Below are 23,233 nucleotides of genomic sequence, written 5' to 3' on the forward strand. Positions count from 1 at the left end.
TCGAGCCTAACCAGCGCCGGCCCGTTCCCGTTCCCCGGCGCCCGCCGGTCCGGCCGTCACCCGGAGGTCAGGACCGTGACGCCGTCCCCGGAGCCGGGTGCCCGCAGCGCCTCCGCGTCCGGTGCGTCACCGGTGGCGAACTTCCGCAGCCCGTCCGGGGAGCCGTTGAAGCGGTCGTGGTCGCCGACCGTCGGGCCGCTGGAGGTGTACTGCCACATCGTGTACGACTTCCAGCCGGCCGGCAGCGGCCCGACCGTCGAGGCGTAGCGCGCGATCCACAGCGGGTTGGTCGCGCCGAAGCCGGCGTAGTCACCGGTGCACTCGATCCACCAGTTGGTCGCCGTGTAGATGACCGCGTCCCGGCCGGTGCGGGACCTGTAGCGCTCCAGGAAGTCCCTGATCCAGCTGATCATGCCGCTCTTGGACTTGCCGTAGCAGGAGTCGCCGTAGGGGTTCCACTCCATGTCGAGGGCGCCCGGGAGCGTCTGGGCGTCGTTGGACCAGCCGCCGCCGTGCTGTACGAACCAGTCGGCCTGGGCGGCGCCGCCGGCCGTGTCCGGGGTGGCGAAGTGGTAGGCGCCGCGGACCATGCCGACGTCGAACGAGCCGTCGTACTGCTGGGCGAAGTAGGGGTTGGTGTAGGACGTGCCCTCCGTGGCCTTGGTGTACGCCCACTTGGTGCCGTCGTTCCACAGCGTCGGCCAGTCGACGTCGCGTTGGTGGCTGGAGACGTCCACTCCCTCGGTCTGGGAGGCACGGGGGTCCGGGGGCGGGTCGCCGGACTCGCCGTCGTGGGCGAGGACGCCGATGCCCATGTAGGCGCTGCCGCGCACGGGTGCGCCCCCGGTCGCGTCGGACGCGGCCGGGGGGCTGGACAGGAACAGCAACAGGCAGGTCAGGGTGCCGGTGAGGCACACGTGGGACCGGCCGCGGGGGCGGAATATGGGGATTCGCACGGAATCCATCCGACCCGGGGCCGGGCCCTCACGCACTCCGGACTGCGCTCAACGAGGCGGTCCGCGGCCGGTTTCAACCCGTGTGGGTGTCCGTCACCCCTCGATGCGGTGCTGCGTCCAGAAGGAGGTCAGGTCCGTGCTCGTGGCCGCCTGGGCCGCCGCCTTGAACTCGGCCGTGGTGGACACGCCGTACCAGTGCGCGCTCGCGTAGTCCTTCAGCAGCTTGGCCATGGCGGTGTCCCCGAGGACGCGGCGCAGGTCGTGCAGGGCGCATTTGCCGTAGCCGTAGACGACGGTGGAGTAACGGGAGGAGCGCGCGTCCCAGTACGCCATCGAGTTGGTGATCTTCTCGGCGCTGGAGGCCCAGGAGACGCCGCTCCAGCAGTTGCTCCCGGTCTTGCCCTGGGCGAGGTCGGTGGCGTAGTCGGTGAACGACTCGTCCAGCCAGGGGCTGCTGTACTCGTCGTCGCCGACGATGCCGTACCACCACTGATGGGCGATCTCGTGGGTGAGCGCGGTGGTGCTGACCACGTCGAGGACGAACCCGGGGTACTCCATGCCGCCGAACCAGTAGTTGTTGTCGATGACGGCGTCCAGTTCGCCGTACGGGTAGGCCCCGAACCGGGAGGCGTGGGCGTCGACCGCGCTCTTGGCGGTGCTGAGCATCGACTGGGCGCTGGTGGAACTGATCCCCGAGACGGAGTAGACGTTCACCGGGACGCCGGCGGCCGAGGTGCCGGTGATCCTGGTGAAGGGGCCGGCGGCCCAGGCGAAGTCGCGGACCTTGGAGGCGGTGGCCGTGGTCACGGTACGGCCGCTGGAGCCGGGCGTGTCCGTGGAGGTGCCGGTGGCCGGGACCAGCAGGGTGCTGGGATGGTCCAGGGTGACCTTGAAGTCGGCGGCCAGGGAGTAGAAGGACTCGCCGTTGTTCGTGTACGGGTCCAGGTGCCAGCCGGCGCTGTCGCGGACGGCGAGGACGGGCAGGGCGTTGCCGACGAAGCTGAATGCGCCGTCGTGGCCGAAGCGGTCGGCGCCGCTGGGCACGGTGATGCCGAGGTCGAAGCCGATGGTGGCGCTCTGGCCCTGGGCGAGCGGGCTCGGCAGGTCGATCTTCAGGGCGGTGCAGGCGACGGAGAGCGCGCCGGCGGTGCCGCCGGTGACGTTGCCGACCTTGACGGGCATCGCGTCGCAGCTGCCGTGGTAGTTGTCCCACAGTCTGAGGTAGACCTCGCCGAGCGCGGTGACGGAGGCGTTGGTGAAGGTCACGCTCTCGTGCCCGGTCCAGACGGTGCCGCTGGTGTCGCTGCTCAGGTTCACGGTGTACGACGGGGCCGCCGGGGTCCGTGCGGAGTCGGCCGGCGGTGGTGTGGTGCCGTCGGAGGTGTCCAGGGCGATGTCGTCCAGGACGAAGCTCGTCTGGAGGCTGGAGTCCTCGGTGCCGGTGAAGGACAGGTTCACGGTCTGGCCGGCGAACGCGGACACGTCGATCGACTTCTTCACGTAGCCGGTGTTCTCGTCCAGGTTCGAGTAGGTGGCCAGCGTGGTGCTGCCGAGCTTGGCCGTGAGCTTGTCGTAGGCGGTGGACGAGGTCGTCTCGGCGGTGTCGATGTGCAGCCAGAAGGTGAGGGTGGCGGCGCCGCACCCGGACGGGACGGTCACGCTCTGGCCGAGGGTGTCGGTGTGGGTGCCGCCGACGCCGTCCAGCCAGGCGTAGGAGCTGCCGCCGTGGGCGGTCTGTCCGGAGCGGCTGGTGATCACGGTGGACGCGGACTGGGTCCACGGTGAAGTTCCGCTCTCGAAGCCGCCGTTGGCGACCACCTGCGCCGGGGTGCAGGCGGCGGCCACGGGAGCCGTGACGGGCCGGGCGGCGGCGGAGGTGCCGGGGAGGAAGAGGGCGGCCAGCGCGGCGGCGGTGACCGCGCCGACGCCGAGGGCCCTGTGGGGGGTCGGTCTCACACGCTGCTCCTTTGCGGCGGCCGGGGTCCGGCCTGCTCGGAAGACCACCCGCCGGCCGGGGTGCGCCGGGGCGGTCGGGGTGGGGTGTGCGCGTTCGCTGTGCGGAGGTGCGGCGCGCGTCCCTGTGGGTCGGGGCGCGGGCTGCCGAAAGACTGACAGATTTGACCGGTCCATGCCAGACCGAGGGGCGGGGGTGCCCGCCGCGTGGAGTGCCACCGGCGCCGCCCGCCGGCCCGCGGGAGGCGCCTGCCGGGTCAGTGGGCGGCGCCTGCCGGGGTCAGAGGGCGGCGCCTGCCGGGGTCAGAGGGCGCGCAACGTCATGAAGACGGCCCGCAGACGGGTGCCGTCGGGGCCCTGCCAGCCGGTCGCCACATGGCCGAGGGCGCCCTGCGGCGGCAGTGGCGGGTTCTCGGCGACGGGGGTGAGGACACGGTGGACGTGCAGGGTCGGGCCGCCGGGCAGCGGGAGGCGGGTGCCGTCCTCGTCGTCGGCCGGCTCGGGCGTGAAGCGGTCCGGGCCGAGTGCCGCGCCGCCGTAGGAGCGGGTCACCTCGTGGTCGGGGGTGTCCGTGACGCTCTGGGCCATCGCCTGCGCCCTGCCCTCGAACAGCGCCAGCAGTTCGGTGACCAGCACCGGGTCGTGGCAGCCGTCGTACACCCAGCGCGTGCCCAGCACCCCGTGCTCCGTCGTACCGACGAGAGCGTGCTCGGCGCCTTCCAGCGGCGCCCCGCGGTAGGTGAACGGCACGAGGTAGGCCGTCCGCCCGGGGGTTGTGGTGTCGGTGGCGACCAGGAACTCGATGCCGACCTCGCCCTCGGGGTCGTCCAGCCGGAAGCCGCCGGACCTCTCCAGCACGGGCGCGTCCGGGCCGCCGCGGTACCAGGGGCGGCCGGGCAGCCAGTCGGCGAGCAGTTCCGTCTTGCTGGGCTTGAGCGTCGTGCGGTGGATGACGGCCATGCGGGTGGTTGCCTCCCGTTGCGCGGATGCGGACCCGCCCAGCCTTCCACACCGTTACCGCCGGTCGCCCCCGGGCTCGACCCGGCTTAGGGACCGGGCGGTTCGCCCGCCGCCGGCCCGTACCCCGCCGCGACCCGCTCGCGCGCGATGTGGACGGCGAGCGGGACGAGGGCTTGGGGACGGCCGTGGAGCAGGGGCGGAGACCGGCCGGCGACAGCAGCCCGCTGGGCCGCTTCCCGGGGTGTGGTGCACACGGCCAGGCGCCACGGCAGCCGTGGGGTCAGCCGCCGTGCGTCCTTTCGAAGACGGCGAAGGCGGCCTCCTGGCCCCATTCCAGGCGGGCCTTGGCGCTGTCGGCGAGCAGGTGCCGGCAGGCCGCGCCGCGCACGGGGAGGCCGGGGCGCTCGGCACGGCAGGCCGGGACCGGCTGGTACCCCTTGGCGGTGGGGTTGCCCTGCCACAGACTCGCACCCGGCAGGAAACCGTACTCCAGGGAGGCGCGAGCCAGGTCCTTCAGCTCGGGGTAGCGCAGGCCGTAGGTGGCGGCGGCGTACTGGTACTCATGGCTGATGTCGATCCGCGACACCCCGGGGTCGTCGGTGGCCAGGACGACGGGGACGCCGTAGCGGCGGTAGGTGCCGAAGGGGTGGTCGGCTCCCTTGACGCCGAGGATCTGGGCGTTGCTGGAGAAGGGCACCTCCACCGCCACCTGACGGTCCGCCATGGTGCGGGCCGTGCGCCGCCAGTCGTCCTCGTGGACCAGGTCGACGCCGTGCCCGACCCGTTCGGTGCGGGCCACGTCCACGGCGTCCCGGATGTGGAACTTCAGGTCCTGCGGCTTGACCAGCCCGGGCCACAGCTCACCCGCGTGCAGGGTGACATGCGCCTTCGGGTACTGGGTGCGCAGATAGCCGACCATGCGCATCTGCAGGCCGTAGTCGCGCAGGGCGCTCTCGGAGTCCTCGGGCTGGACGAGGTCGACGGCGACGAACCGCGGGTCGGCCTCGGCCAGCCGCAGGCCGAGGGCGAGCTGGGTGAAGACCCGCTCCGGGGCACTTCCCCGGGACGCCTGGGAGATCCAGCGGACGGTGAGGCCGCACCCGGGTCGCGCCTGCGGGGTGCCGCACCGCTCGGCGGCGCGGAACTCGGCATCGCCGTCGTCCGCCTCGTCGCGGGCCTCGGCGACCAGCTTGTCCAGCTTGCCGCCCGCGACCAGTCTGCGGTGCAGGGCGGCGAGGTCGTCGTCCCAGCCGACCTCTGCGGCGAGCTGCTTCGCGCCGTCGGAGGCCGGGGTGACCATCGTCTCCAGGTAGGACTGGTTGTTGCGGACGACGGTGTCGGCGACCTCCGCGAGCAGCTTGCCCCGGTGCCGCCAGGTGACCTCGCCGAACCTGCCGAAGGTGTCGAAGAAGTGGTCGTGCCCGCTCTCGCCGGGCGGGAAGTCCTCCATGGACCAGGAGCGCACCAGCGCGTCGTGGAAGGCGCGGTGGGAGCGCGCGTCGGCGGCGGGCCGGGTGCCAGGGCCGCAGGGCGGGGTGACCGCGGTCAGCGTCGCGGTGTCGACGCACAGCCCGTCCTCGGCGGCCAGCTCGATCAGGTACTCCGTGGACACCGCGCCGGAGAGATGGTTGTGCAGGTCTCCGCCCTTGGGCAGCTGCCGGAAGAACTCCCTCAGGGCCGCGGGCCGGTCGCCCAGGGAGCGGAGACGGGCGTCCGTGCGCGCCTCCGCGGCGGTGACCTGCCGGGGCGGGGGTGCGGCGGGCCGGTGGTCCCGCTGCGCCGGCTGGGCTGCGGCGGGCAGGGCGGACAGCAGGGACAGGACACTGAGGGTGCCGACCACGGCCGGAACGACCCGCCGGCTCAGGGCACTTCGAGGTTGCAGACTCACGAGGGCATGATCACGGAAAGATCACGGCGACGTGCCCTGATCCGGGGCATCCCCGGCGGAGAGCACCCGACCGGGTGACGCACACCGGCGCACCGCCGGGAACCTCGCCGCCCGGCACCGTCCCCCGTTGCCCTGTTCCGCACGCTTCCCGAACAGACCCGCTGATCCCGGAGTACCGCGGGCCGCGAAGGCTCCGATCGCGGTCCGCAGGGCCGTCTCCACTCACCGTCCCGGTCGTTCAGGGAAGACCCGGGGCATGTGTGGCGGATGCGCGGGTATTCGCGCTGCGACTTCGTACACCGGCGACCCATCAGGGAGGCGGATCGCATGCTCATGGCACATCCCGCGGTACTGGAGGACCTCATCGCCCAGTACGAGGCCCTCATCTTGCTCGGGGCGGAGGAGAGCACACCAGAGGCCCGGCAGCGGCTGGCGGACATCTCCTACACGCTGTGTGTGGCCACCGGCACCCGGGACGTCGACATGGCCCTCATCGCCGCCCGCCACCGCCTCTCCGGCGCCCGCCCGGAGGACGACTCCCTGCTCCAGACGACGGTCACACCGGAGTCGTCGCCCACGCTCCAGGCGCCGATCACACCGGAGTCGTCGCCCACGCTCCAGACGTCGTCCGCGCTCCAGCCGTCCGTCCCCACCGAACAGGTGTCCGCGGTCTGAACCACCCCTCCCCCAGGGCCGTCACCCGCCCATTCCCCTGAACTCGTCGCGTCCCGCTTCTGGTCGGCGGGACCTACCGGGCGGTATACAGGCCCGGTCGAACGCGCGAGGGCCGCTCTGCGGAGGTGCCGCCGCGCGCCGCAGCGGGCTCAGGGGGAGGACTCATGGCGAACGGCACGCATCCGGCGGGCGGGGCGAGAGGCCGGCGGCGGAGCGCCGCGCTCGGGGCGGCACTGGGCGGCTGCGCCCTCGTCGCCGCCGGCACGGCACCGGCCGCTGCGCACCCCGGCGGGCCGGGCCCCGCGACCGCCTATGTCGCGCTCGGCGACTCCTACACCTCGGGCCCCGGTATCCCCCGGCAGGTGGACGCCGACTGCGCGCGCTCGGACCACAACTACCCCTCTCTCGTGGCCGCCCGGCGGCAGGTGGCCGCCTTCACGGACGTGAGCTGCGGCGGCGCGACGACCGCGGAGATGTGGCAGGCGCAGGGCACCAACCCGCCCCAGCTAGACGCCCTGGACCGGCACACGGACCTGGTGACGGTGCAGATCGGCGGCAACGACGTCGGCTTCGGCTCCATCATCGCCACCTGCGCCCGCCTGGCCGCCCAGGACCCGGCGGGCAACCCCTGCGAGCGGTCCTACACGGCCTCCGGCCACGACCAGCTCGCTCTCACCATCGTGCGGACCGCGCCGAAGGTCGACCGGGTGCTGCGGGCCGTGCACGCCCGGGCGCCGCACGCCCGCGTGGTCGTCGTCGGCTATCCGGACCTCCTGCCCGACGACGGCAGCGGCTGCTTCCCACAAGTCCCGTTCGCCCGGAAGGACTTCGCCTACCTGCGGGACACCGAGAAGCGGCTGAACCTGATGCTGCGGCTGGTGGCCGGCGTGAACCGGGCCGCGTACGTGGACACCTACGGCCCCACGGTCGGCCACGACATGTGCAAGGCGCTGGCGGACCGCTGGATCGAGCCGCTGCAACCGGCCTCCCCCGCCGCCCCGGCACACCCCAACGCCCAGGGCGAAGCCGCCATGGCCGCGGCCGTGCTGGACCGCCTGGACCGGGGACGCGGACGGAACTGAGCCCGGCAGGCGGGCCACCCAGCCCGGTACGCGGACGGAACCGAGCCGGGGCGGCGGGGCGGTCTTCCGGGCCGGAAGACCGCCCCGCCGTCCGCTCAGCCGCCGAGCGCTCCCAGCACGACGGACTGGGCCTCCTCCTGCACCCGGGCGAGGTGGTCGGCACCGAGGAAGGACTCGGCGTACACCTTGTAGACGTCCTCGGTTCCCGAGGGGCGGGCGGCGAACCAGGCGTTCTCGGTGGTGACCTTGATGCCGCCGATCGCGGCCCCGTTGCCGGGCGCCTCGGTGAGCACGGCAGTGACCGCCTCCCCGGCCAGCGTGTCGGCGGTGACCTGCGCCGGCGACAACTTGGCGAGGAGCGCCTTCTGTTCGCGGGTCGCGGGGGCGTCGATGCGGGCGTACGCGGGTGCGCCGAAGCGGGCGGTCAGGTCGGCGTAGTGCTCCGAGGGGGTCTTGTCGGTGACGGCCGTGATCTCGGAGGCGAGCAGGGCGAGGATGATGCCGTCCTTGTCGGTGGTCCACACCGAACCGTCCCTGCGCAGGAAGGACGCGCCGGCCGACTCCTCGCCGCCGAACCCGAGGTCGCCGCCGACCAGTCCGTCCACGAACCACTTGAAGCCGACGGGCACCTCCACGAGCCGGCGGCCGAGGTCCCCGGCGACCCGGTCGATCATCGTGGAGGAGACGAGGGTCTTGCCGATGCCCGCGGCGGCCGGCCACCGGTCGCGGTGCCGGTAGAGGTAGGAGATGGCGACGGCGAGGTAGTGGTTGGGGTTCATCAGGCCCGCGTCCGGGGTGACGATGCCGTGCCGGTCGGCGTCGGCGTCGTTGCCGGTGGCGATGCGGAAGCGGTCGCGCTGCTCGATGAGGGAGGCCATCGCGTAGGGCGAGGAGCAGTCCATGCGGATCTGGCCGTCCCAGTCCAGCGTCATGAACCGCCAGGTGGGGTCGGTGTGCGGGTTGACCACCGTCAGGTCGATGCCGTGCTGCTCGGCGATCCGGCCCCAGTAGGCGACGGAGGCGCCGCCGAGCGGGTCGGCGCCGATGCGCACGCCGGACGCGCGGACGGCGTCCAGGTCCAGGACGCTGGGCAGATCGGTGACGTACGTGCCGAGGAAGTCGTACCGCCGGGTGGTGTCCGCGGCGAGCGCGCGGGTGTACGGCAGGCGGCGTACGTCCTTCAGGCCACCCGTGATGATCTGGTTGGCGCGGTCCTGGATCCAGGAGGTGGCGTCGGAGGCCGCCGGTCCGCCGCTCGGCGGGTTGTACTTGAAGCCGCCGTCGGCGGGCGGGTTGTGCGACGGGGTGACGACCACACCGTCGGCGAGGCCCGTGGTGCGGCCCCGGTTGTACGTCAGGATCGCGTGCGAGACGGCGGGCGTGGGCGTGTAGCCGTCCGCGCTGTCGATGAGGACGGTCACCTCGTTGGCGGCGAACACCTCCAGCGCGGTGGCCTTGGCCGGCTCGGACAGGGCGTGGGTGTCGGCGCCCAGGAAGAGCGGCCCGTCGGTGCCCTGGGCGGCCCGGTACTCACAGATGGCCTGGCTGGTGGCGGCGATGTGGTCCTCGTTGAAGGCGCTCGCCAGGGACGAGCCGCGGTGGCCCGAGGTGCCGAACGCCACCCGCTGTCCCGGATCGGCCGGGTCGGGGTGCAGCGTGTAGTACGCCGTGACCAGCCGGGCCACGTCGACAAGGTCCTCGGGACCGGCCGGCCGGCCGGCGCGCTCGTGCGCCATGAGTCGGTTCCTCCTAGATGGGGTCGTTCGCTCACCGCCCATCTTTCCTGTCAGGGGCGTGCCATGCGAGTGCGCCCCCGTCAGCCGGGACACACCTGGCCCGCCTGGGCCTGTCATTCCGGTCCCGCGGTGATCGCCGCGGGACCGCGTCCGCGCGTGCCGCCCTCCCACGGCAGGCAGGCCCGTCAGCGTGGCCGCACCGTCCCCCCCGAGGCTCCTCGGCCGCTCGCCCGTTCCGCTCGGTTCGCCGTCGCCGCGGCGGCCGTCGCGGGCCTCCCCCGGGCGGCGGCGGTGCGTGCGCACCGCGTGCACCCCAGGGCACGCCGGGGCCGGTCACGCGGTGCTCCTCGTGATCCGGCGCGGCACGGCGGGCCGCCGGACTGTGCTCCGGTGCCGGAGTCCGGGCCCGCCGGCCTGCCGCGCGCCGTGCGACGGAGGTCAGCCGATGTGGTAGCTGTCGCCGTAGACCTTCCAGTCGAGCGGGGTGTTCAGGTCGAGGTTGCCCTTGCGCAGGAAGACCCGCTGCGCGGTGTCGACGCGGCTGGTGTCGCTGTGGGCCTCCTCCTGCTTCATGGCCCACACCCGGGCGTCCAGGAAGGCGTTGAGGTACGTCGTCTCGTCGCCGCCCTGGGCCGGCGGCTTGGCGCTGCGCAGGGCGCGCTTGCGAATGTTGCGGAAGCTGGTCGGGTCGTCGCCGTCGCCGTGCATGACGATGGCGTCGTAGTAGATGAACTGGCCGAGCGCGCGCAGCCCGTCCGTCTTGCCCTGGGCGACGGCAGGGTTGAAGTAGACGCGGTCGCGTTCGTCGTTCTGGGCCTGCTGGAAGGCGGTGTCCTGGGCGGCCTTGCGCCAGTCCCTGGGGTAGTTGGGGTCCAGGCCCTCGTGCGAGTCGGTGCCGTTGACCTTCCGCAGGGCGGGCAGGTACTTGGCCAGGACGTTGCCGGGCTTGCGGTCGGCGTAGAGCTGGACGAGGTCGAGCATGTCGCCGGTGCCGGAGCAGAAGCCGATGATGCCGGCCGTGTAGCCGCGGCCGTCGCCGATGTCCTCGATGTACTGGTACTGGGCCTTCCAGTCGAGCGAGGAGTTCTCCGCGCTCGACACCAGCTTCATGGCGATCTCCTTCTTCGCCGGGTCGTCCAGCCCCGGCGCGGCGGCCGAGGCGGTGCCGGCGCGGGAGACTCCGAGCAGGGCGCCCGAGGCGACGGCGCCGAGCGCGGCGACGACGGTCCGACGGGAGAGGCGGAAGGGGCCGGCGGGGCTCGCGGGGGCTGCCGCTTCGCGGTCTGCGTACACCACAGGGGCTCCAAGGGAGAGTGGGGGGTGGGGAGTTGGACCGTACCGATACTGGTAGGAAAGTTTCCTATCAAATGCGGGGCGGGCCGGTAACCCGGCGGACCAGAAGTTCGTAGGATCGGACAAGCCCCCCGACTCGGCCGTGGCTCAGCCGTGCCGCGCCTTCCCTCGTTCCAGCGCGTACAACTCCCGGGACGTGGTGATGAGTTCGCGCCTCTCCTCCCGCGAACCGACCATCGGCCGGGAGCCCTTGAGCGGGACCTGGGCGCTCTCAGGCAGGAACCGGACGGTGAGCAGGCCGATGGCGCCGGCCAGCATCAGGTAGTAGGCGGGCATGAGGTCGTCGCCGGTGACGTCGACCAGCGCGGCGGTGACCAGCGGGGTGGTGCCGCCGAACGCGGCGACGGCGATGTTGAAGCCGATACCCATGGCCGCGTAGCGGACGGCGGTCGGGAACAGGGCCGGCAGGGTGGCCGCACTGGGGGCGGCGAAGCAGGCCAGCAGGGTGGCCAGGAGCAGCACCCCGAGGATCGGCGGCCAGGTGCCGTGCGCCTTGATGAGCAGGAAGGCGGGGACGGCGAGCACGATCATCGCGGCCGCCGCGACGGCGTAGAGCGGGCGCCGGCCGACCCGGTCGCTGAGCCGGCCGAGGAAGGTGATCAGGACGACGATCCACACCATCCCGACGAGGACCAGGACGTCCGCGGAACCGCTGGAGCGGTGCAGGGTCTCGGTCTGATAGGTCGGCAGATAGCCGGTGACCATGTAGTTCGTGACGTTGTAGAGCAGCACCAGGCCCATGCAGACGAGCAGGGACCGCCAGTGGTTCCTGACGATGTCCTTGAGCTCGCTGCCCGCCGACTCCTGCGCCAGCGCCTTCTCGTGTTCGTCCAGTTGCTGCTGGAAGGCCGGGGACTCCTCCAGCTTCAGCCGCATGTAGAGGCCGATCACGCCGAGCGGTCCGGCGATCAGGAACGGCACGCGCCAGCCCCAGGAGAGCATCTGGTCGTCCGTCAGCGCCAGGTTGAGCAGGGTGACCAGGGCGGAGCCGAGGGCGTAGCCCGTGAAGGTGCCGAAGTCGAGCCAGCTGGAGAGGAAGCCGCGCCGGCGGTCCGGGGAGTACTCGGCCACGAAGGTGGTGGCTCCGCCGTACTCGCCGCCGGTGGAGAAGCCCTGGACCATGCGGGCCAGCAGGAGCAGCACGGGCGCGGCGATGCCGATGGTGGCGTAGCCGGGGATCACGCCGATGGCGAAGGTGCCGGCCGCCATCATGATCATGGTGGTGGCGAGCACCTTCTGGCGCCCGATCCGGTCGCCGAGCGGGCCGAAGACCAGCCCGCCGAGGGGCCGTACGACGAAGGCGGCGGCGAAGGTCGCGAACGAGGAGATGACCTGGGCGGCCGGGGAGGCTCCTGGGAAGAACACCTTGCCGATGGTGGCGGCGAGGTAGCTGTAGACACCGAAGTCGAACCACTCCATGCAGTTGCCGAGCGCCGAGGCGCCGACGGCGCGCCGGAGCAGCGGGGGCTCGACGACCTGGACGTCGTCCGCGCGGAAGGCCCCCCGGTTGCGGCGCAGCCTGCGCGTCAGGTCCTCGCGGACCTGACGCGGCAACCGCGCCCCCGCCCCCGGTACCCGCCGCCTGTCCCGGTCCTCCCGTTCCCCACCGGACCGCGCACCGCTCATGAGCGCCTCCTTCCTCTCGCTCCGTTGATCACCGCCTGCCCCTGTGTCCGATTCAGAAACGGAACCGCTCAATCCCATCCCGGACGGCGGTTGGACTTGCGCGGCGCCACGGAGCAGGGTGGACGGGCCCGCGCGCACACGCGGGGCACCCCTACGGCACCACCCGGAGAAGACCCGATGACGTACGTCGCGGACCCCGCTCGCTACGACGGCACCATGCGCTACCGGCGCACCGGCCGTTCCGGACTGGACCTGCCGGTCCTGTCCCTGGGCTACTGGCACAACTTCGGCGACGACCGCCCGTTCGAGACCCAGCGCGAGATCGCGCTGCGCGCCTTCGACCTCGGGATCACCCACCACGACCTCGCCAACAACTACGGCCCGCCCTACGGCGCGGCGGAGCTGAACTTCGGGCGGCTGCTGAAGCGCGACCTGGCGCCCTACCGCGACGAGCTGGTGATCTCCACCAAGGCCGGCTGGGACATGTGGCCCGGCCCCTACGGGCAGGGCGGCGGCTCCCGCAAGTACCTGCTGGCCTCCCTCGACCAGTCGCTCGGCCGGATGGGCGTGGACTACGTCGACATCTTCTACTCCCACCGGCTGGACGCGAGCACGCCGCTGGAGGAGACCATGGGCGCGCTCGACACGGCCGTCCGCCAGGGCAAGGCGCTGTACGTCGGCATCTCCTCCTACGACGCCGAACGCACCCGGCAGGCCGCCGCGATCCTGCGCGAGCTCGGCACCCCGCTGCTGATCCACCAGCCGTCGTACAGCATGCTCAACCGCTGGATCGAGACCGACGGCCTGCTGGACGCGGCCCAGGAGGAGGGCTTCGGCGTCATCGGCTTCACGGCGCTCGCGCAGGGCCTGCTCACCGGCCGCTACCTGGACGGCGTCCCGGCGGACTCGCGGGCCGCGCGGGGCACGTCCCTGGACACCGCCTGGCTGACGGACGACCTGCGGGGCCGGCTGCGCGCCCTGAACGACATCGCGGCCCGGCGCGGGCAGACACTGGCCCAGCTCGCGCTGGCCTGGGCGCTGCGGGACGAGCGGGTGACCTCGCTCGTCATCGGCGCCTCGCGGGTCGAACAGCTGGAGCAGAACGTCGCCGCGCTGGAGAACCCGTCCTTCAGCGACGAGGAGCTGGCCGAGATCGACCGGTACGCGACCGAGGGCGGCGTGGACCTGTGGCGCGACGCCCGGCTGGGGAACCTCGGCTGAGGAGGCGGTGGCGGGCTCCCGGCCGGGACCGCCCGGAGGACATCGCGCGGTGGCACTCGATGACATCACAGGGGCACCCCATGACATTTATCACTGACATGGGGGAATAAGTAGGACATAATGGACGTCATTCACCACGCACCGCCCCCGCGCACCACGCCCCGCGACCGCAAGGAGCCGCTCCCCGTATGGCGCACGGAGCCCACCGCAATCCCTTCCTGCCTCTCCACCCCGACCTGACCCTCGCCCGCGACTGCGAGCAGTGCCTCGGCTGGGGAACCGTCGTCACCCGCGACGGGGACCACGAGCTGTGCCACTCGTGCCAGCCCGATCCCGCCGGCGACCAGGGCACCGCGACCTCCGGTTCCTGACGCTCCGCTCCCGCCCGCTCCGGCCCCCTCCCCCGGACGATCACGCTCCGGGGTAGGGTTCGGTTAAAAGTTTCACCAAGAAACATTCAAGCCGGGCAGGGGGGCAGCCATGAGCGCCGCACGCACCAGCAGGACACCGTTGCCGGGAATCGGCGTCCGGTACGACCTGACGACCCGCGAACACCGCCACCTGTCGGTGGTGGCCCACCGGGACGGTTCGCGCACGCTCAGCGCCTACCGGCGTGACGATCCGGACGCCTGTGCCCTGTCGGTCCATCTCACCGGGCAGGAGGCGGAAGCGCTGGTGGACGTGCTGAAGCCGACCCACCACAGCGCCACGCTGCTCTCCACCACCGAGCTGGGCCTGGTGGCCGAGCGGATCGAGCTGTCCGGGGCCTCGCACTGGAACGGACGGCTGCTCGGCGAGACCCGGATGCGCACCGACACCGGCGTGTCGATCGTGGCCGTCCTGCGCCGCGCCGAGGCCATCCCCTCCCCCGGCCCCGGCTTCCGGCTGGCCGGCGGGGACACGCTGATCGTCATCGGCACCCGCGAGGGCGTCGACGCCGCCGCCGCGATACTCGGGCGGGAGTGATCCGGATGCACTCCTCCGCGGTCTTCCTGATCGAGTTCGGCGCGATCATCCTGGGCCTCGGGCTGCTGGGCCGGCTCGCCGCCCGCCTGCGGTTCTCACCCATCCCGCTGTACCTGCTGGCCGGACTCGCCTTCGGCGAGGGGGGTCTGCTGCCGCTCGGCACCAGCGAGGAGTTCGTCGCGATCGGCGCCGAGATCGGCGTCGTCCTGCTGCTGCTCATGCTGGGGCTCGAATACACGGCCGGCGATCTGGTCTCCAACCTGAAGACCCAGTACCCGGCCGGGATCGTCGACGCCACCCTCAACGCCCTGCCCGGCGCCGCCATGGCCCTGCTGCTGGGCTGGGGCCCGATCGCCGCCGTCGTCCTGGCCGGCATCACCTGGATCTCCTCCTCCGGTGTCATCGCCAAGGTCCTCGGCGACCTCGGCCGGATCGGCAACCGGGAGACGCCGGTGATCCTCAGCATCCTGGTGCTGGAGGACCTGTCCATGGCGGTCTACCTGCCCGTGGTCACGGCCCTGCTGGCCGGGACCGGTTTCGCGGCCGGCAGCGTCACGCTGGCCATCGCGCTCGGCGTGGCGGGCCTGGTGCTGCTGGTCGCGGTCCGCTACGGCCGGCACATCTCCCGGTTCGTCTCCACCGACGACCCCGAGAAGCTGCTGCTGGTGGTGCTCGGGCTGACGCTGGTGGTGGCCGGTGTCGCCCAGCAGCTCCAGGTCTCGGCGGCGGTCGGCGCGTTCCTGGTCGGCATCGCCCTGTCCGGGGAGGTCGCCGAGGGTGCCCACAACCTCCTCGCCCCGCTGCGGGACCTGTTCGCTGCGGTGTTCTTCGTCTTCTTCGGGCTGCACACCGATCCGGCGAGCATCCCGCCGGTGCTGCTGCCCGCCCTCGCCCTGGCCGTCGTCACCTCCCTCACCAAGATCGCCACCGGCTACTGGGCGGCCCGCCGCGCGGGCATCTCGGCCCGGGGCAGGTGGCGGGCCGGCGGCACCCTGGTCGCCCGCGGCGAGTTCTCCATCGTCATCGCGGGGCTCGCCGTCACCTCCGGCATCGACTCCGACCTCGGCCCGCTGGCCACCGCCTACGTGCTGCTCCTGGTCGTGCTCGGCCCGCTGACCGCCCGGTACACCGAGCCGCTCGCCCGGCGCCTGACCGGCCGCCGGGACCGGCGCACGGCACCACAGGCCGAGGCCGGCCCGGACGCCGCCGCACAGGACCAGCGGGACGAACGCGACCAGCAGGACCAGGAAGCGTCGGTGAGCCGGCCCTGATCGCCGCACGGCCGCGCCGACGTACCGTGGAGGCATGTCGCCTCCGCTTCCGGGACCGCTGGCCCAGCTGGAGCCGCTGCTCGGTCACTACGGCTACTGGGCCGTGGGAGCGGTGGTCTTCGTCGAGGACTTCGGCGTCCCCGCGCCCGGCGAGACCATCCTGCTCGCGGCGGGGGTGTACGCGGGCACGGGGCGGCTGAACGTCGTGGCCGTGGCGGTCATCGCCTTCGTCGCGGCCGTCGCCGGCGACAACCTCGGCTACCTGATCGGCAGGGTCGGCGGGCGGGCCTTCGTGCACCGGTGGGGCAAGTACGTCTTCCTGACGCCCAAACGGTTCGAGGCCGCCGAGGCGTTCTTCACCCGGCACGGCGGCAAGATCGTGACCGTGGCCCGGTTCGTCGAGGGCCTGCGCCAGGCCAACGGCGTCATCGCGGGCACGACCGGCATGCACTGGCGCCGCTTCCTCGCCTTCAACGCCCTCGGCGCGGCCCTGTGGGTCGGTCTGTGGACGACCCTGGCCTACCTCGCGGGCAACCACATCACCACGATCTACGACGAGATCCGGCACTACCAGCTCTACGTCGTCATCGCCGTCGCCGTCCTCCTCGCGGCGTTCGTCGTACGGCACGTCGTGCGGCGGCGCGGCCAACGCTGACCCGCACCATGGTTTGGACGGCGGCGGAGCGGCAAGTCGGATGGCGACCAGAGACCACGTCTATGTGGGGATGTGACACGTGATGGCCGGCAATCAGAAGGCCAAGGCCAAGGCGGAGCAGGCCAAGGGCAAGGTCAAGGAGGCCGCGGGCCGCGCCGTCGGCAACGAGAGCGTGGAGGCCGAGGGCCGCATGAAGGGCGCCGAGGGCGACGCCCGGCAGGCCAAGGAGAAGATCAAGGACGTCTTCAAGCACTGAGCGACCGAAGGAACGATCCGGCCTCGGAGCGGGCCCGGAGATGCCGCGCGAGCGGGTCCCCGGGCCCGCTCCGGCGTGCGCCCGCGTCGCTCCCGCCGCCCCTCAGCAGGCGTTCGTGGGCACCCGGAGGATTCCTCGGGGACGTCCCCTTGACCGGCAGCCCAGCGGGTAACCGAGCAGGGACGGCAACGACCCCCCTGTGCACAGGAAGGGCCCCTGACCCCAGAGGAAAAGGGCAACGAGGTATGGACATCCCGCTCAGGACCCACGCGACGACGCAGGACCGCGCCGCGCCCCTGCGCTACAGCCGCACCTGGGACACCGGCGTCTCCAGCATCGCCGAGGCGAGAGACGCCGTCGCGGCCCTGCTGGCCCGGGCACGGCCCGCACCGGGTCGCCGCCCGCTGCAGGATGCCCAGCTCGTCGTCAGCGAACTCGTCACCAATGCGGCCAAGCACGCGCCCGGCCCGTGCGCGCTGCACCTGGAGCTGCTGCCCGGCGCCACCGGGCTGCGCATCTCCGTCACGGACACCTCCGAGGAGCCGCCGCGGCGGCGTCCGCCCGATCCCCGTCGGGTCGGCGGCCACGGTCTGCACCTCGTGGCGATGGTCTCCCGCGGCCTGGAGGTGACCTGGCTGTCCCACGGCAAGCGGGTCACCGCGACCGTGCCGCTCGGCCCGGCGGCCGCCGTCTGACCGGCCGGGCCGCCGGCATCAGGCGACCCTGATGCCGACGATGCAGGTGTCGTCGTCGGTGTCCGACCTGCTGTAGGTCAGCAGCCGGTCCAGTTGCTGGTCCAGGGTGCTGGGCGCCGCACGCGCCGTGTCCAGCAGATGCGACAGCGACTCCTCCACCGAGCGGTCCCGGCGCTCGATCAGGCCGTCGGTGTACATCAGCAGGGTGTCCCCGGCGGCCAGCTGCACCTCCGTCTCGTCGTAGCGCGCCTCCGGGACGGCGCCCAGCAGCAGCCCCTTGACCGGGGGCAGCGCGGTGGCGTCCGCCTCCCGTACCAGCACCGGCGGCAGATGGCCCGCCCGCGCCCAGCGCAGGGTCCGCCGCTCGCCGTCGTACAGGCCGCACACGGCGGTCGCGGTGACGGCACCCGTGAGATGGTGGGCGACGATGTTCAGCCAGGACAGCAGCTGCGCCGGCCCGGCGCCGGTCACCGCGAGGCCGCGCAGCGCGTTGCGCAGGACGACCATGCTGGTCGCCGCCTCGATGCCGTGCCCGGCGACGTCGCCGACGCACAGCAGGACCAGTCCGGAGGGCAGCACCACGGCGTCGTACCAGTCGCCGCCGACCAGGTGCTCGGTCTCGGCCGGCCGGTAGCGCACCGCCACCTGGAGGCCGGGCACCCGCAGCGGGGCCTGGGCCGGGGGCATGATGGCGTGCTGGAGCTGGAGCGTGAGGCGGTTGCGCTCCACGGCCTGCTGCTCGGTGTGGGCCAGCTGGTCACGGGTGGCCGCGAGGGCGACCTCGGTCCAGTGCTGGGCGGAGATGTCCTGGTAGGCGCCGCGGACGCCGAAGAGCTGGCCACCGGTGTCGAGGACGGGTTCGGCGACCACCCGGATGTGCCGGGTCACGCCGTCCGGGCGCAGCAGCCGGAACGCGGCGGAGGCGGGCCTGCGGTGGTGCAGCAGGGTGCGCAGGAAGCGGCCGAGGATGACCGCGTCGTCCGGGTGGGCGTGGGCCGGCAGGTCCTGGAGCGCGACCGGGGGGCTCGTGGGCGGGCGGCCGTACAGGGTGAACAGCTGGCCGTTCCAGGTGATCTCGCCGGTGAGCAGGTTCTCCTCGAAACCGCCGATCCGGCCGAGCCGCTGGGCGTGCTGGAGCAGACTGGCCAGCCGCGCGGTCTCGTCCTCGATGCGCCAGATCAGCAGCACGCCGGAGCCGTGCCGGCTGATGCTGATGTCGGCGACGGCGGACAGCGGCACCTGGTCGACCAGGGCGGTCAGCCGCATCCGGTGGGCGCGGAACGGCTCGCCGGTGGCGTAGACCCGCTCCACCCGCTGGAACAGCTCGCTGTCGCCGGCGGCCATCGGGTAGGCCTCCAGCAGCAGGGCGCCGCCCACGACCGCCCGGGGCCGGCCCGCCGGGTCCAGGAAGCGGCTGTTGACATGCTGGATGCGGAAGTCGACCAGCTGTCCGGTGTCGTCGAGGTGCGGCACGAGCACCAGGGCCGGGTCGTGCAGCCCGTCGGCCAGGTCCATCAGCTCGACCACGTCGGGCAGCAGCCCGGGTTCCGGTCCGGTGCCGGGCGGCGGCACGAAGCTCTCCAGGGAGTGCGCGCACAGCTCGGCGAGGGCCTCCACCTGCCGGACGACGGGGCGCGGCAGCGGTTCCTCCGGCTTGGGCCAGGCGATCTCCAGGACGCCGTGGATCCGGCCGCCCGCGCCGGCGGGTACGGCGATCCGGGCGCCGTCGGCGTACTCGCGGCGGCCGATCGTGGGCAGCCCGGACCCGGCGAGCGACGGCAGCCACTGCCCGTCGGGCTCGGTCAGGCCCCGCCGGGCCACGGTGGCCACGTCGGGCGGGACGTAGTGCCAGCGGGCCGCCTCGCCCGGCGGGAAACCGGCGCTGCCCGCGAGGGTCAGCGAGCCGTCCGAGCCGGCCGACCAGATGGCGACGGCGACCGCGCCCAGCGGGCGCAGGGCGTGGTCGAGCAGGGAGTCGGCCATCGCCTGGGTGTCGTGGGCGGCCAGCACTCCGCTCTCGGCGGCGCGCAGCCGTACCGCGGCGGACTCCGCGACGGGCCCGGAGGGGTCCGCGGCGACGGACAGGAACGCCTCGGTGACCTCAGCGACGCGGTCCCGGGCCGCCTGGTTGATGACCTCCACCGCGAACTCCAGCGGGGTCATCTGCGCCTGCTCGGTGAGTTCGGCGAGCTGGCGGGCGGCCTGGGCGGGGCCGCAGCCGAGGCGTTCGACCAGGATGCCCTTGGCCAGTTCGATCAGCGCCCGGCCCTCCGCCTCGGCCTGCGCCACCTGTACCTCGCGGCGCAGCCGCTCCACGGTGGCGGCGAGCCGGCCGACCGGGGAGGTGGCGGGTACGTCGGACGACACCGCGTCCGCGGCGGGGAGCTGGGCGGGCACACCTGCCGGCGTGCCCGGTTCGTACGCGTTCACCGGATCGGTACTCCTCGGCCTGCGGTGGGGCGGGCGCGCTGTGCCCTGCTCATGGCCGTGCTCATGCGGGGAGCCAGCGCCGGACACAGGCGATGAGGTCATGGGTGTCGACCGGTTTCGTGACGTAGTCGCTGGCGCCGGAGGCGAGGCTCTTCTCCCGGTCGCCCTGCATGGCCTTGGCGGTCACGGCGATCACCGGGAGGTCGGCGTACTGCGGCATCTTGCGGATCTCGGCCGTGGCGGTGTAGCCGTCCATCTCGGGCATCATCACGTCCATGAGGACGAGTTCGACGTCCGGGTTGTGCAGCAGCGTCTCGATGCCCTTGCGGCCGTTCTCCGCGTGCAGGACACGGAAGCCGTGCAGTTCGAGGATGCCGCTGAGCGCGAACAGGTTCCGGGCGTCGTCGTCGACGACGAGGACGGTACGGCCACGGGTGTGCTCGTCGATCAGGTGGGGCGCGGTGTGCTGGGTCTCGTCCCCGCGGACCAGGGTGAGCACCTCGCCGGGCTCCTCGGCGGACAGGTGCAGCGCGATCCGTTCGCGCAGCTCGTCCAGGCTGAACAGGTACTCCAGCGAACCGCCGGCGGTGTCCTCGGCGAGGGGCTCGGTGCGGTGCGAGCCGTGCACCAGCACCGGGACCCCGGTCAGGGCCGAGTCGGCGCGCAGCGCCTCCAGGAACCGGGCCGACTCCCCGTCGGGCACGCCCAGGTCCACGACGACGCAGTGGCAGGGTTCGGCGGCGAGGGCACCGGCCGCTTCCTGGGCGCCGACCGCGGTGATGATGTCGACGGGTGTGCCGTCGCCGTCGGTGCGGCCGGTCTCCAGATCCCGGACCACGCTCTCGGCGACGAGCGTGAGCAATCCGCGCGGGCGCTCCTCGACGACGAGCAGACGGCGTGGCCGCTCCCGCCGCGCCAGGACCGGCGGCCGCTGCTGGACGGGGCCGTCCGGCTCGTCCGTGCTCTCCTGCCCGGCCTTCGGGACGGAGCGGCCGCTGCGCAGGAGTTCGTCGAAGTCCGGCCGGGCCACGGGCAGGAAGAGGGTGAAGGTGCTGCCCCTGCCGGGGGTGCTGTCCACGGTGACGGCGCCGCCGAGCAGGTGGGCGATCTCCCGGGTGATGGACAGACCGAGCCCGGTGCCGCCGTACTTGCGGCTCGTGGTGCCGTCCGCCTGCTGGAACGCGCCGAAGATGGTCTCCAGTTGCTGTTCGGGGATGCCGATGCCGGTGTCCTTCACCCGGAAGGCGACGACCGCGCCGCCGCGTACGACGCCGGCGGGCACCTCGTCGTCGCCGACGGGTTCGACGCGCAGTTCGACACCGCCCTGCTCGGTGAACTTCACCGCGTTGGAGAGCAGGTTGCGCAGGATCTGCCGGAGCCGGGAGTCGTCGGTGAGCAGGTCGGCGGGGGCGCCGGGGGCCGTGGTGACGGTGAAGTCCAGGCTCTTCTGGGAGGTCATCGGGCGGAAGGTGGCCTCGACGTAGTCGATGAGCTGCCGCAGCGGGACCCGCTCGGGGCTGACGTCCATCTTGCCGGCCTCGACCTTGGACAGGTCCAGGATGTCGTTGATGAGCTGGAGCAGGTCGGAGCCGGCCGAGTGGATGATGCCCGCGTACTCGACCTGCTTCGGGGTGAGGTTGCGGGAGGGGTTCTGGGCCAGCAACTGGGCGAGGATGAGCAGGCTGTTGAGCGGGGTGCGCAGCTCGTGGCTCATGTTCGCGAGGAACTCGGACTTGTACTTGGAGGCGAGCGAGAGCTGCTGGGCGCGCGCCTCCAGTTCCTGCCGGGCCTGTTCGATCTGGAGGTTCTTCGCCTCGATGTCCCGGTTCTGCTCCGCCAGCAGCGAGGCCTTCTCCTCCAGTTCGGCGTTGGAGCGCTGCAGTTCCTCCTGCCGGGCCTGCAACTCGGCCGAGCGGGACTGCAGTTCGCTGGTGAGCCGCTGCGACTCCTGGAGCAGTTCGTCGGTGCGGGCGTTGGCGACGATGGTGTTGACGTTGACCCCGATGGTGTCCACGAGCTGCTGGAGGAAGTCCCGCTGGACGGCGGTGAACGGGGTGACGGCGGCCAGCTCGATGACGCCGAGGACCTGCTCCTCGAAGACGATCGGCAGCAGCAACAGCGCGGTGGGCTCGACCTGTCCGAGCCCGGAGGAGATGGTGACGTATCCGGGCGGCAGTTCGTCCACGGCGATGGTACGGCGGCTGCGCGCGGCCTGGCCGACCAGGGAGCGGCCGAACGCGATGCGGACGGGGCGGGTGTCGTCCTCGGGCCGGCCGTAGGAGCCGACGAGCCGCAGCTCGGGCCCGGAGTCGGTCTCCTCGGCGAGGTAGAAGGCGCCGTACTGGGCGGACACCTGCGGCACCAGCTCGTCCATGATGAGTTCGGCGACGACGGGCAGGTCGCGGTGGCCCTGCATGAGGCCGGAGATCCGGGCGAGGTTGGTCTTGAGCCAGTCCTGCTCCTGGTTGGCCCGGGTGGTCTCGCGCAGGGACTCCACCATGGAGTTGATGTTGTCCTTGAGGTCGGCGACCTCACCGGAGGCGTCGACGGTGATGGAGCGGGTCAGGTCGCCCTCGGCGACGGCGCTGGCGACGTCGGCGATGGCGCGAACCTGCCGGGTGAGGTTGCCGGCCAGTTCGTTGACGTTCTCGGTGAGCCGCTTCCAGGTGCCGGAGACGCCTTCGACCTCGGCCTGTCCGCCGAGTCGGCCCTCGGTGCCGACCTCGCGGGCGACTCGGGTCACCTCGTCGGCGAAGGCGGAGAGCTGGTCGACCATCGTGTTGATGGTGGTCTTCAGTTCGAGGATCTCGCCGCGGGCGTCGACGTCGATCTTCTTCGACAGATCGCCCTTGGCCACGGCGGTGGTCACCAGCGCGATGTTGCGGACCTGGCCGGTGAGGTTGTTGGCCATGGAGTTGACGTTGTCGGTGAGGTCCTTCCAGGTGCCGGCCACATGGGGCACGTGCGCCTGCCCGCCGAGCCGGCCCTCGGTGCCCACCTCGCGGGCCACCCGGGTCACCTCGTCGGCGAACGCCGACAGGGTGTCCACCATGGTGTTGATCACATCGGCGAGGGCGGCGACCTCGCCCTTGGCCTCGACGGTGATCTTCTGGGAGAGATCGCCCTTGGCCACGGCGGTGGCGACCTGGGCGATGGAGCGGACCTGGCCGGTGAGGTTGGAGGCCATCACGTTGACGTTGTCGGTGAGGTCCTTCCAGGTGCCGGCGACCCCGCGCACCTGGGCCTGCCCGCCGAGCCGGCCCTCGGTGCCCACCTCACGGGCCACGCGCGTGACCTCGTCGGCGAACGCGGAGAGCTGGTCCACCATCGTGTTGATGGTGTTCTTCAGCTCCAGGATCTCGCCCCGCGCGTCCACCGTGATCTTCTGCGACAGATCACCCTGCGCCACCGCGGTGGCCACCTGGGCCACGTTGCGCACCTGCGCCGTCAGGTTCCCGGCCATGAAATTGACCGAGTCCGTCAGGTCCCGCCAGGTGCCCTTGACGCCCT

The 23,233-nt window shown here is 72.5% G+C and carries 18 protein-coding genes; 9 read left to right on the forward strand and 9 right to left on the reverse strand.

The annotated features are described in order from the left end of the window. Positions 1-56: 56 nt before the first annotated feature. From C3492_RS42135 to C3492_RS42150, 4 genes are all read right to left on the reverse strand, one after another. Positions 57-965 (reverse strand): lysozyme, encoded by a 909-nt coding sequence (locus C3492_RS42135; protein ID WP_374938435.1) that lies wholly within the window; start codon positions 963-965, stop codon positions 57-59. An 84-nt stretch (positions 966-1,049) separates the two neighbouring features. Further along, positions 1,050-2,912: a M1 family aminopeptidase gene (locus C3492_RS42140; RefSeq protein ID WP_103817871.1), complete on the reverse strand. Its 1,863-nt coding sequence runs from the start codon at positions 2,910-2,912 to the stop codon at positions 1,050-1,052. A gap of 300 nt (positions 2,913-3,212) precedes the next feature. Next, positions 3,213-3,869 (reverse strand): 1,4-alpha-glucan branching protein, encoded by a 657-nt coding sequence (locus C3492_RS42145; RefSeq protein ID WP_103817872.1) that lies wholly within the window; start codon positions 3,867-3,869, stop codon positions 3,213-3,215. A 280-nt stretch (positions 3,870-4,149) separates the two neighbouring features. Beyond that, on the reverse strand, positions 4,150-5,757 hold the full coding sequence (locus C3492_RS42150) for an adenosine deaminase (RefSeq protein WP_103817873.1): 1,608 nt from the start codon (positions 5,755-5,757) through the stop codon (positions 4,150-4,152). A gap of 327 nt (positions 5,758-6,084) precedes the next feature. On the opposite strand from C3492_RS42150, the gene C3492_RS42155 reads away from it, so the two are divergent. Together C3492_RS42155 and C3492_RS42160 are read left to right on the forward strand one after the other, a co-directional pair. Next, positions 6,085-6,432, forward strand: coding sequence for a DUF5133 domain-containing protein (locus C3492_RS42155; RefSeq protein ID WP_103817874.1), 348 nt, complete (start codon positions 6,085-6,087; stop codon positions 6,430-6,432). A 164-nt stretch (positions 6,433-6,596) separates the two neighbouring features. Beyond that, positions 6,597-7,514 carry an SGNH/GDSL hydrolase family protein gene (locus C3492_RS42160; RefSeq protein ID WP_103817875.1) on the forward strand — a complete coding sequence of 306 codons (918 nt, stop codon included), beginning with the start codon at positions 6,597-6,599 and terminating at the stop codon, positions 7,512-7,514. A gap of 95 nt (positions 7,515-7,609) precedes the next feature. On the opposite strand, the gene pgm is transcribed toward C3492_RS42160, so the two are convergent. The 3 genes from pgm to proP form a co-directional block, all read right to left on the reverse strand. Beyond that, positions 7,610-9,250 carry a phosphoglucomutase (alpha-D-glucose-1,6-bisphosphate-dependent) gene (gene pgm, locus C3492_RS42165; protein ID WP_103817876.1) on the reverse strand — a complete coding sequence of 547 codons (1,641 nt, stop codon included), beginning with the start codon at positions 9,248-9,250 and terminating at the stop codon, positions 7,610-7,612. Positions 9,251-9,688: 438 nt separating this feature from the next. Then, positions 9,689-10,546, reverse strand: coding sequence for a chitosanase (locus C3492_RS42170; protein ID WP_103817877.1), 858 nt, complete (start codon positions 10,544-10,546; stop codon positions 9,689-9,691). A 144-nt stretch (positions 10,547-10,690) separates the two neighbouring features. Then, entirely contained in the window at positions 10,691-12,229 is a 1,539-nt protein-coding gene (proP, locus tag C3492_RS42175) for a glycine betaine/L-proline transporter ProP (protein ID WP_103817878.1), read from the reverse strand. A gap of 177 nt (positions 12,230-12,406) precedes the next feature. Between proP and mgrA the strand changes: the two genes are divergently transcribed. The 7 genes from mgrA (at position 12,407) to C3492_RS42210 (ending at position 17,293) form a co-directional block, all read left to right on the forward strand. Further along, positions 12,407-13,450: an L-glyceraldehyde 3-phosphate reductase gene (mgrA, locus tag C3492_RS42180; RefSeq protein ID WP_103817879.1), complete on the forward strand. Its 1,044-nt coding sequence runs from the start codon at positions 12,407-12,409 to the stop codon at positions 13,448-13,450. 188 nt (positions 13,451-13,638) lie between these two features. Beyond that, positions 13,639-13,821 carry a hypothetical protein gene (locus C3492_RS42185; RefSeq protein ID WP_103817880.1) on the forward strand — a complete coding sequence of 61 codons (183 nt, stop codon included), beginning with the start codon at positions 13,639-13,641 and terminating at the stop codon, positions 13,819-13,821. 109 nt (positions 13,822-13,930) lie between these two features. Continuing rightward, a complete protein-coding gene (locus C3492_RS42190; RefSeq protein WP_103817881.1) occupies positions 13,931-14,416 on the forward strand; it encodes a cation:proton antiporter regulatory subunit in 486 nt (161 codons plus the stop codon). 5 nt (positions 14,417-14,421) lie between these two features. Further along, a complete protein-coding gene (locus C3492_RS42195; protein ID WP_103817882.1) occupies positions 14,422-15,687 on the forward strand; it encodes a cation:proton antiporter in 1,266 nt (421 codons plus the stop codon). Between the two features lie 34 nt (positions 15,688-15,721). Continuing rightward, on the forward strand, positions 15,722-16,342 hold the full coding sequence (locus C3492_RS42200; protein ID WP_103817883.1) for a DedA family protein: 621 nt from the start codon (positions 15,722-15,724) through the stop codon (positions 16,340-16,342). Positions 16,343-16,424: 82 nt separating this feature from the next. Then, positions 16,425-16,598 carry a CsbD family protein gene (locus C3492_RS42205; RefSeq protein ID WP_103817884.1) on the forward strand — a complete coding sequence of 58 codons (174 nt, stop codon included), beginning with the start codon at positions 16,425-16,427 and terminating at the stop codon, positions 16,596-16,598. A gap of 245 nt (positions 16,599-16,843) precedes the next feature. Next, positions 16,844-17,293, forward strand: coding sequence for an ATP-binding protein (locus tag C3492_RS42210; RefSeq protein WP_103817885.1), 450 nt, complete (start codon positions 16,844-16,846; stop codon positions 17,291-17,293). Positions 17,294-17,311: 18 nt separating this feature from the next. On the opposite strand, the gene C3492_RS42215 is transcribed toward C3492_RS42210, so the two are convergent. Together C3492_RS42215 and C3492_RS42220 are read right to left on the reverse strand one after the other, a co-directional pair. Then, positions 17,312-19,723, reverse strand: coding sequence for a SpoIIE family protein phosphatase (locus C3492_RS42215; protein WP_103817886.1), 2,412 nt, complete (start codon positions 19,721-19,723; stop codon positions 17,312-17,314). A 61-nt stretch (positions 19,724-19,784) separates the two neighbouring features. Then, positions 19,785-23,233, reverse strand: a 3,449-nt coding sequence (locus C3492_RS42220; RefSeq protein WP_103817887.1) for a HAMP domain-containing protein, incomplete at its 5' end; no start/stop codon positions are given.

It is taken from the genome of Streptomyces sp. Ru62 (assembly GCF_002920615.1).
Classification (GTDB): Bacteria; Actinomycetota; Actinomycetes; order Streptomycetales; family Streptomycetaceae; genus Streptomyces.

Coding starts and splice junctions, on each gene's coding strand:
- C3492_RS42205 (WP_103817884.1), top strand. CDS start 16,425: ATGGCCGGCAATCAGAAGGCCAAGGCCAAGGCGGAGCAGGCCAAGGGC.
- C3492_RS42200 (WP_103817883.1), top strand. CDS start 15,722: ATGTCGCCTCCGCTTCCGGGACCGCTGGCCCAGCTGGAGCCGCTGCTC.
- C3492_RS42185 (WP_103817880.1), top strand. CDS start 13,639: ATGGCGCACGGAGCCCACCGCAATCCCTTCCTGCCTCTCCACCCCGAC.
- C3492_RS42190 (WP_103817881.1), top strand. CDS start 13,931: ATGAGCGCCGCACGCACCAGCAGGACACCGTTGCCGGGAATCGGCGTC.
- C3492_RS42155 (WP_103817874.1), top strand. CDS start 6,085: ATGCTCATGGCACATCCCGCGGTACTGGAGGACCTCATCGCCCAGTAC.
- C3492_RS42195 (WP_103817882.1), top strand. CDS start 14,422: ATGCACTCCTCCGCGGTCTTCCTGATCGAGTTCGGCGCGATCATCCTG.
- C3492_RS42145 (WP_103817872.1), bottom strand. CDS start 3,869: ATGGCCGTCATCCACCGCACGACGCTCAAGCCCAGCAAGACGGAACTG.
- C3492_RS42135 (WP_374938435.1), bottom strand. CDS start 965: ATGGATTCCGTGCGAATCCCCATATTCCGCCCCCGCGGCCGGTCCCAC.
- mgrA (WP_103817879.1), top strand. CDS start 12,407: ATGACGTACGTCGCGGACCCCGCTCGCTACGACGGCACCATGCGCTAC.
- C3492_RS42210 (WP_103817885.1), top strand. CDS start 16,844: ATGGACATCCCGCTCAGGACCCACGCGACGACGCAGGACCGCGCCGCG.
- C3492_RS42160 (WP_103817875.1), top strand. CDS start 6,597: ATGGCGAACGGCACGCATCCGGCGGGCGGGGCGAGAGGCCGGCGGCGG.
- proP (WP_103817878.1), bottom strand. CDS start 12,229: ATGAGCGGTGCGCGGTCCGGTGGGGAACGGGAGGACCGGGACAGGCGG.
- pgm (WP_103817876.1), bottom strand. CDS start 9,250: ATGGCGCACGAGCGCGCCGGCCGGCCGGCCGGTCCCGAGGACCTTGTC.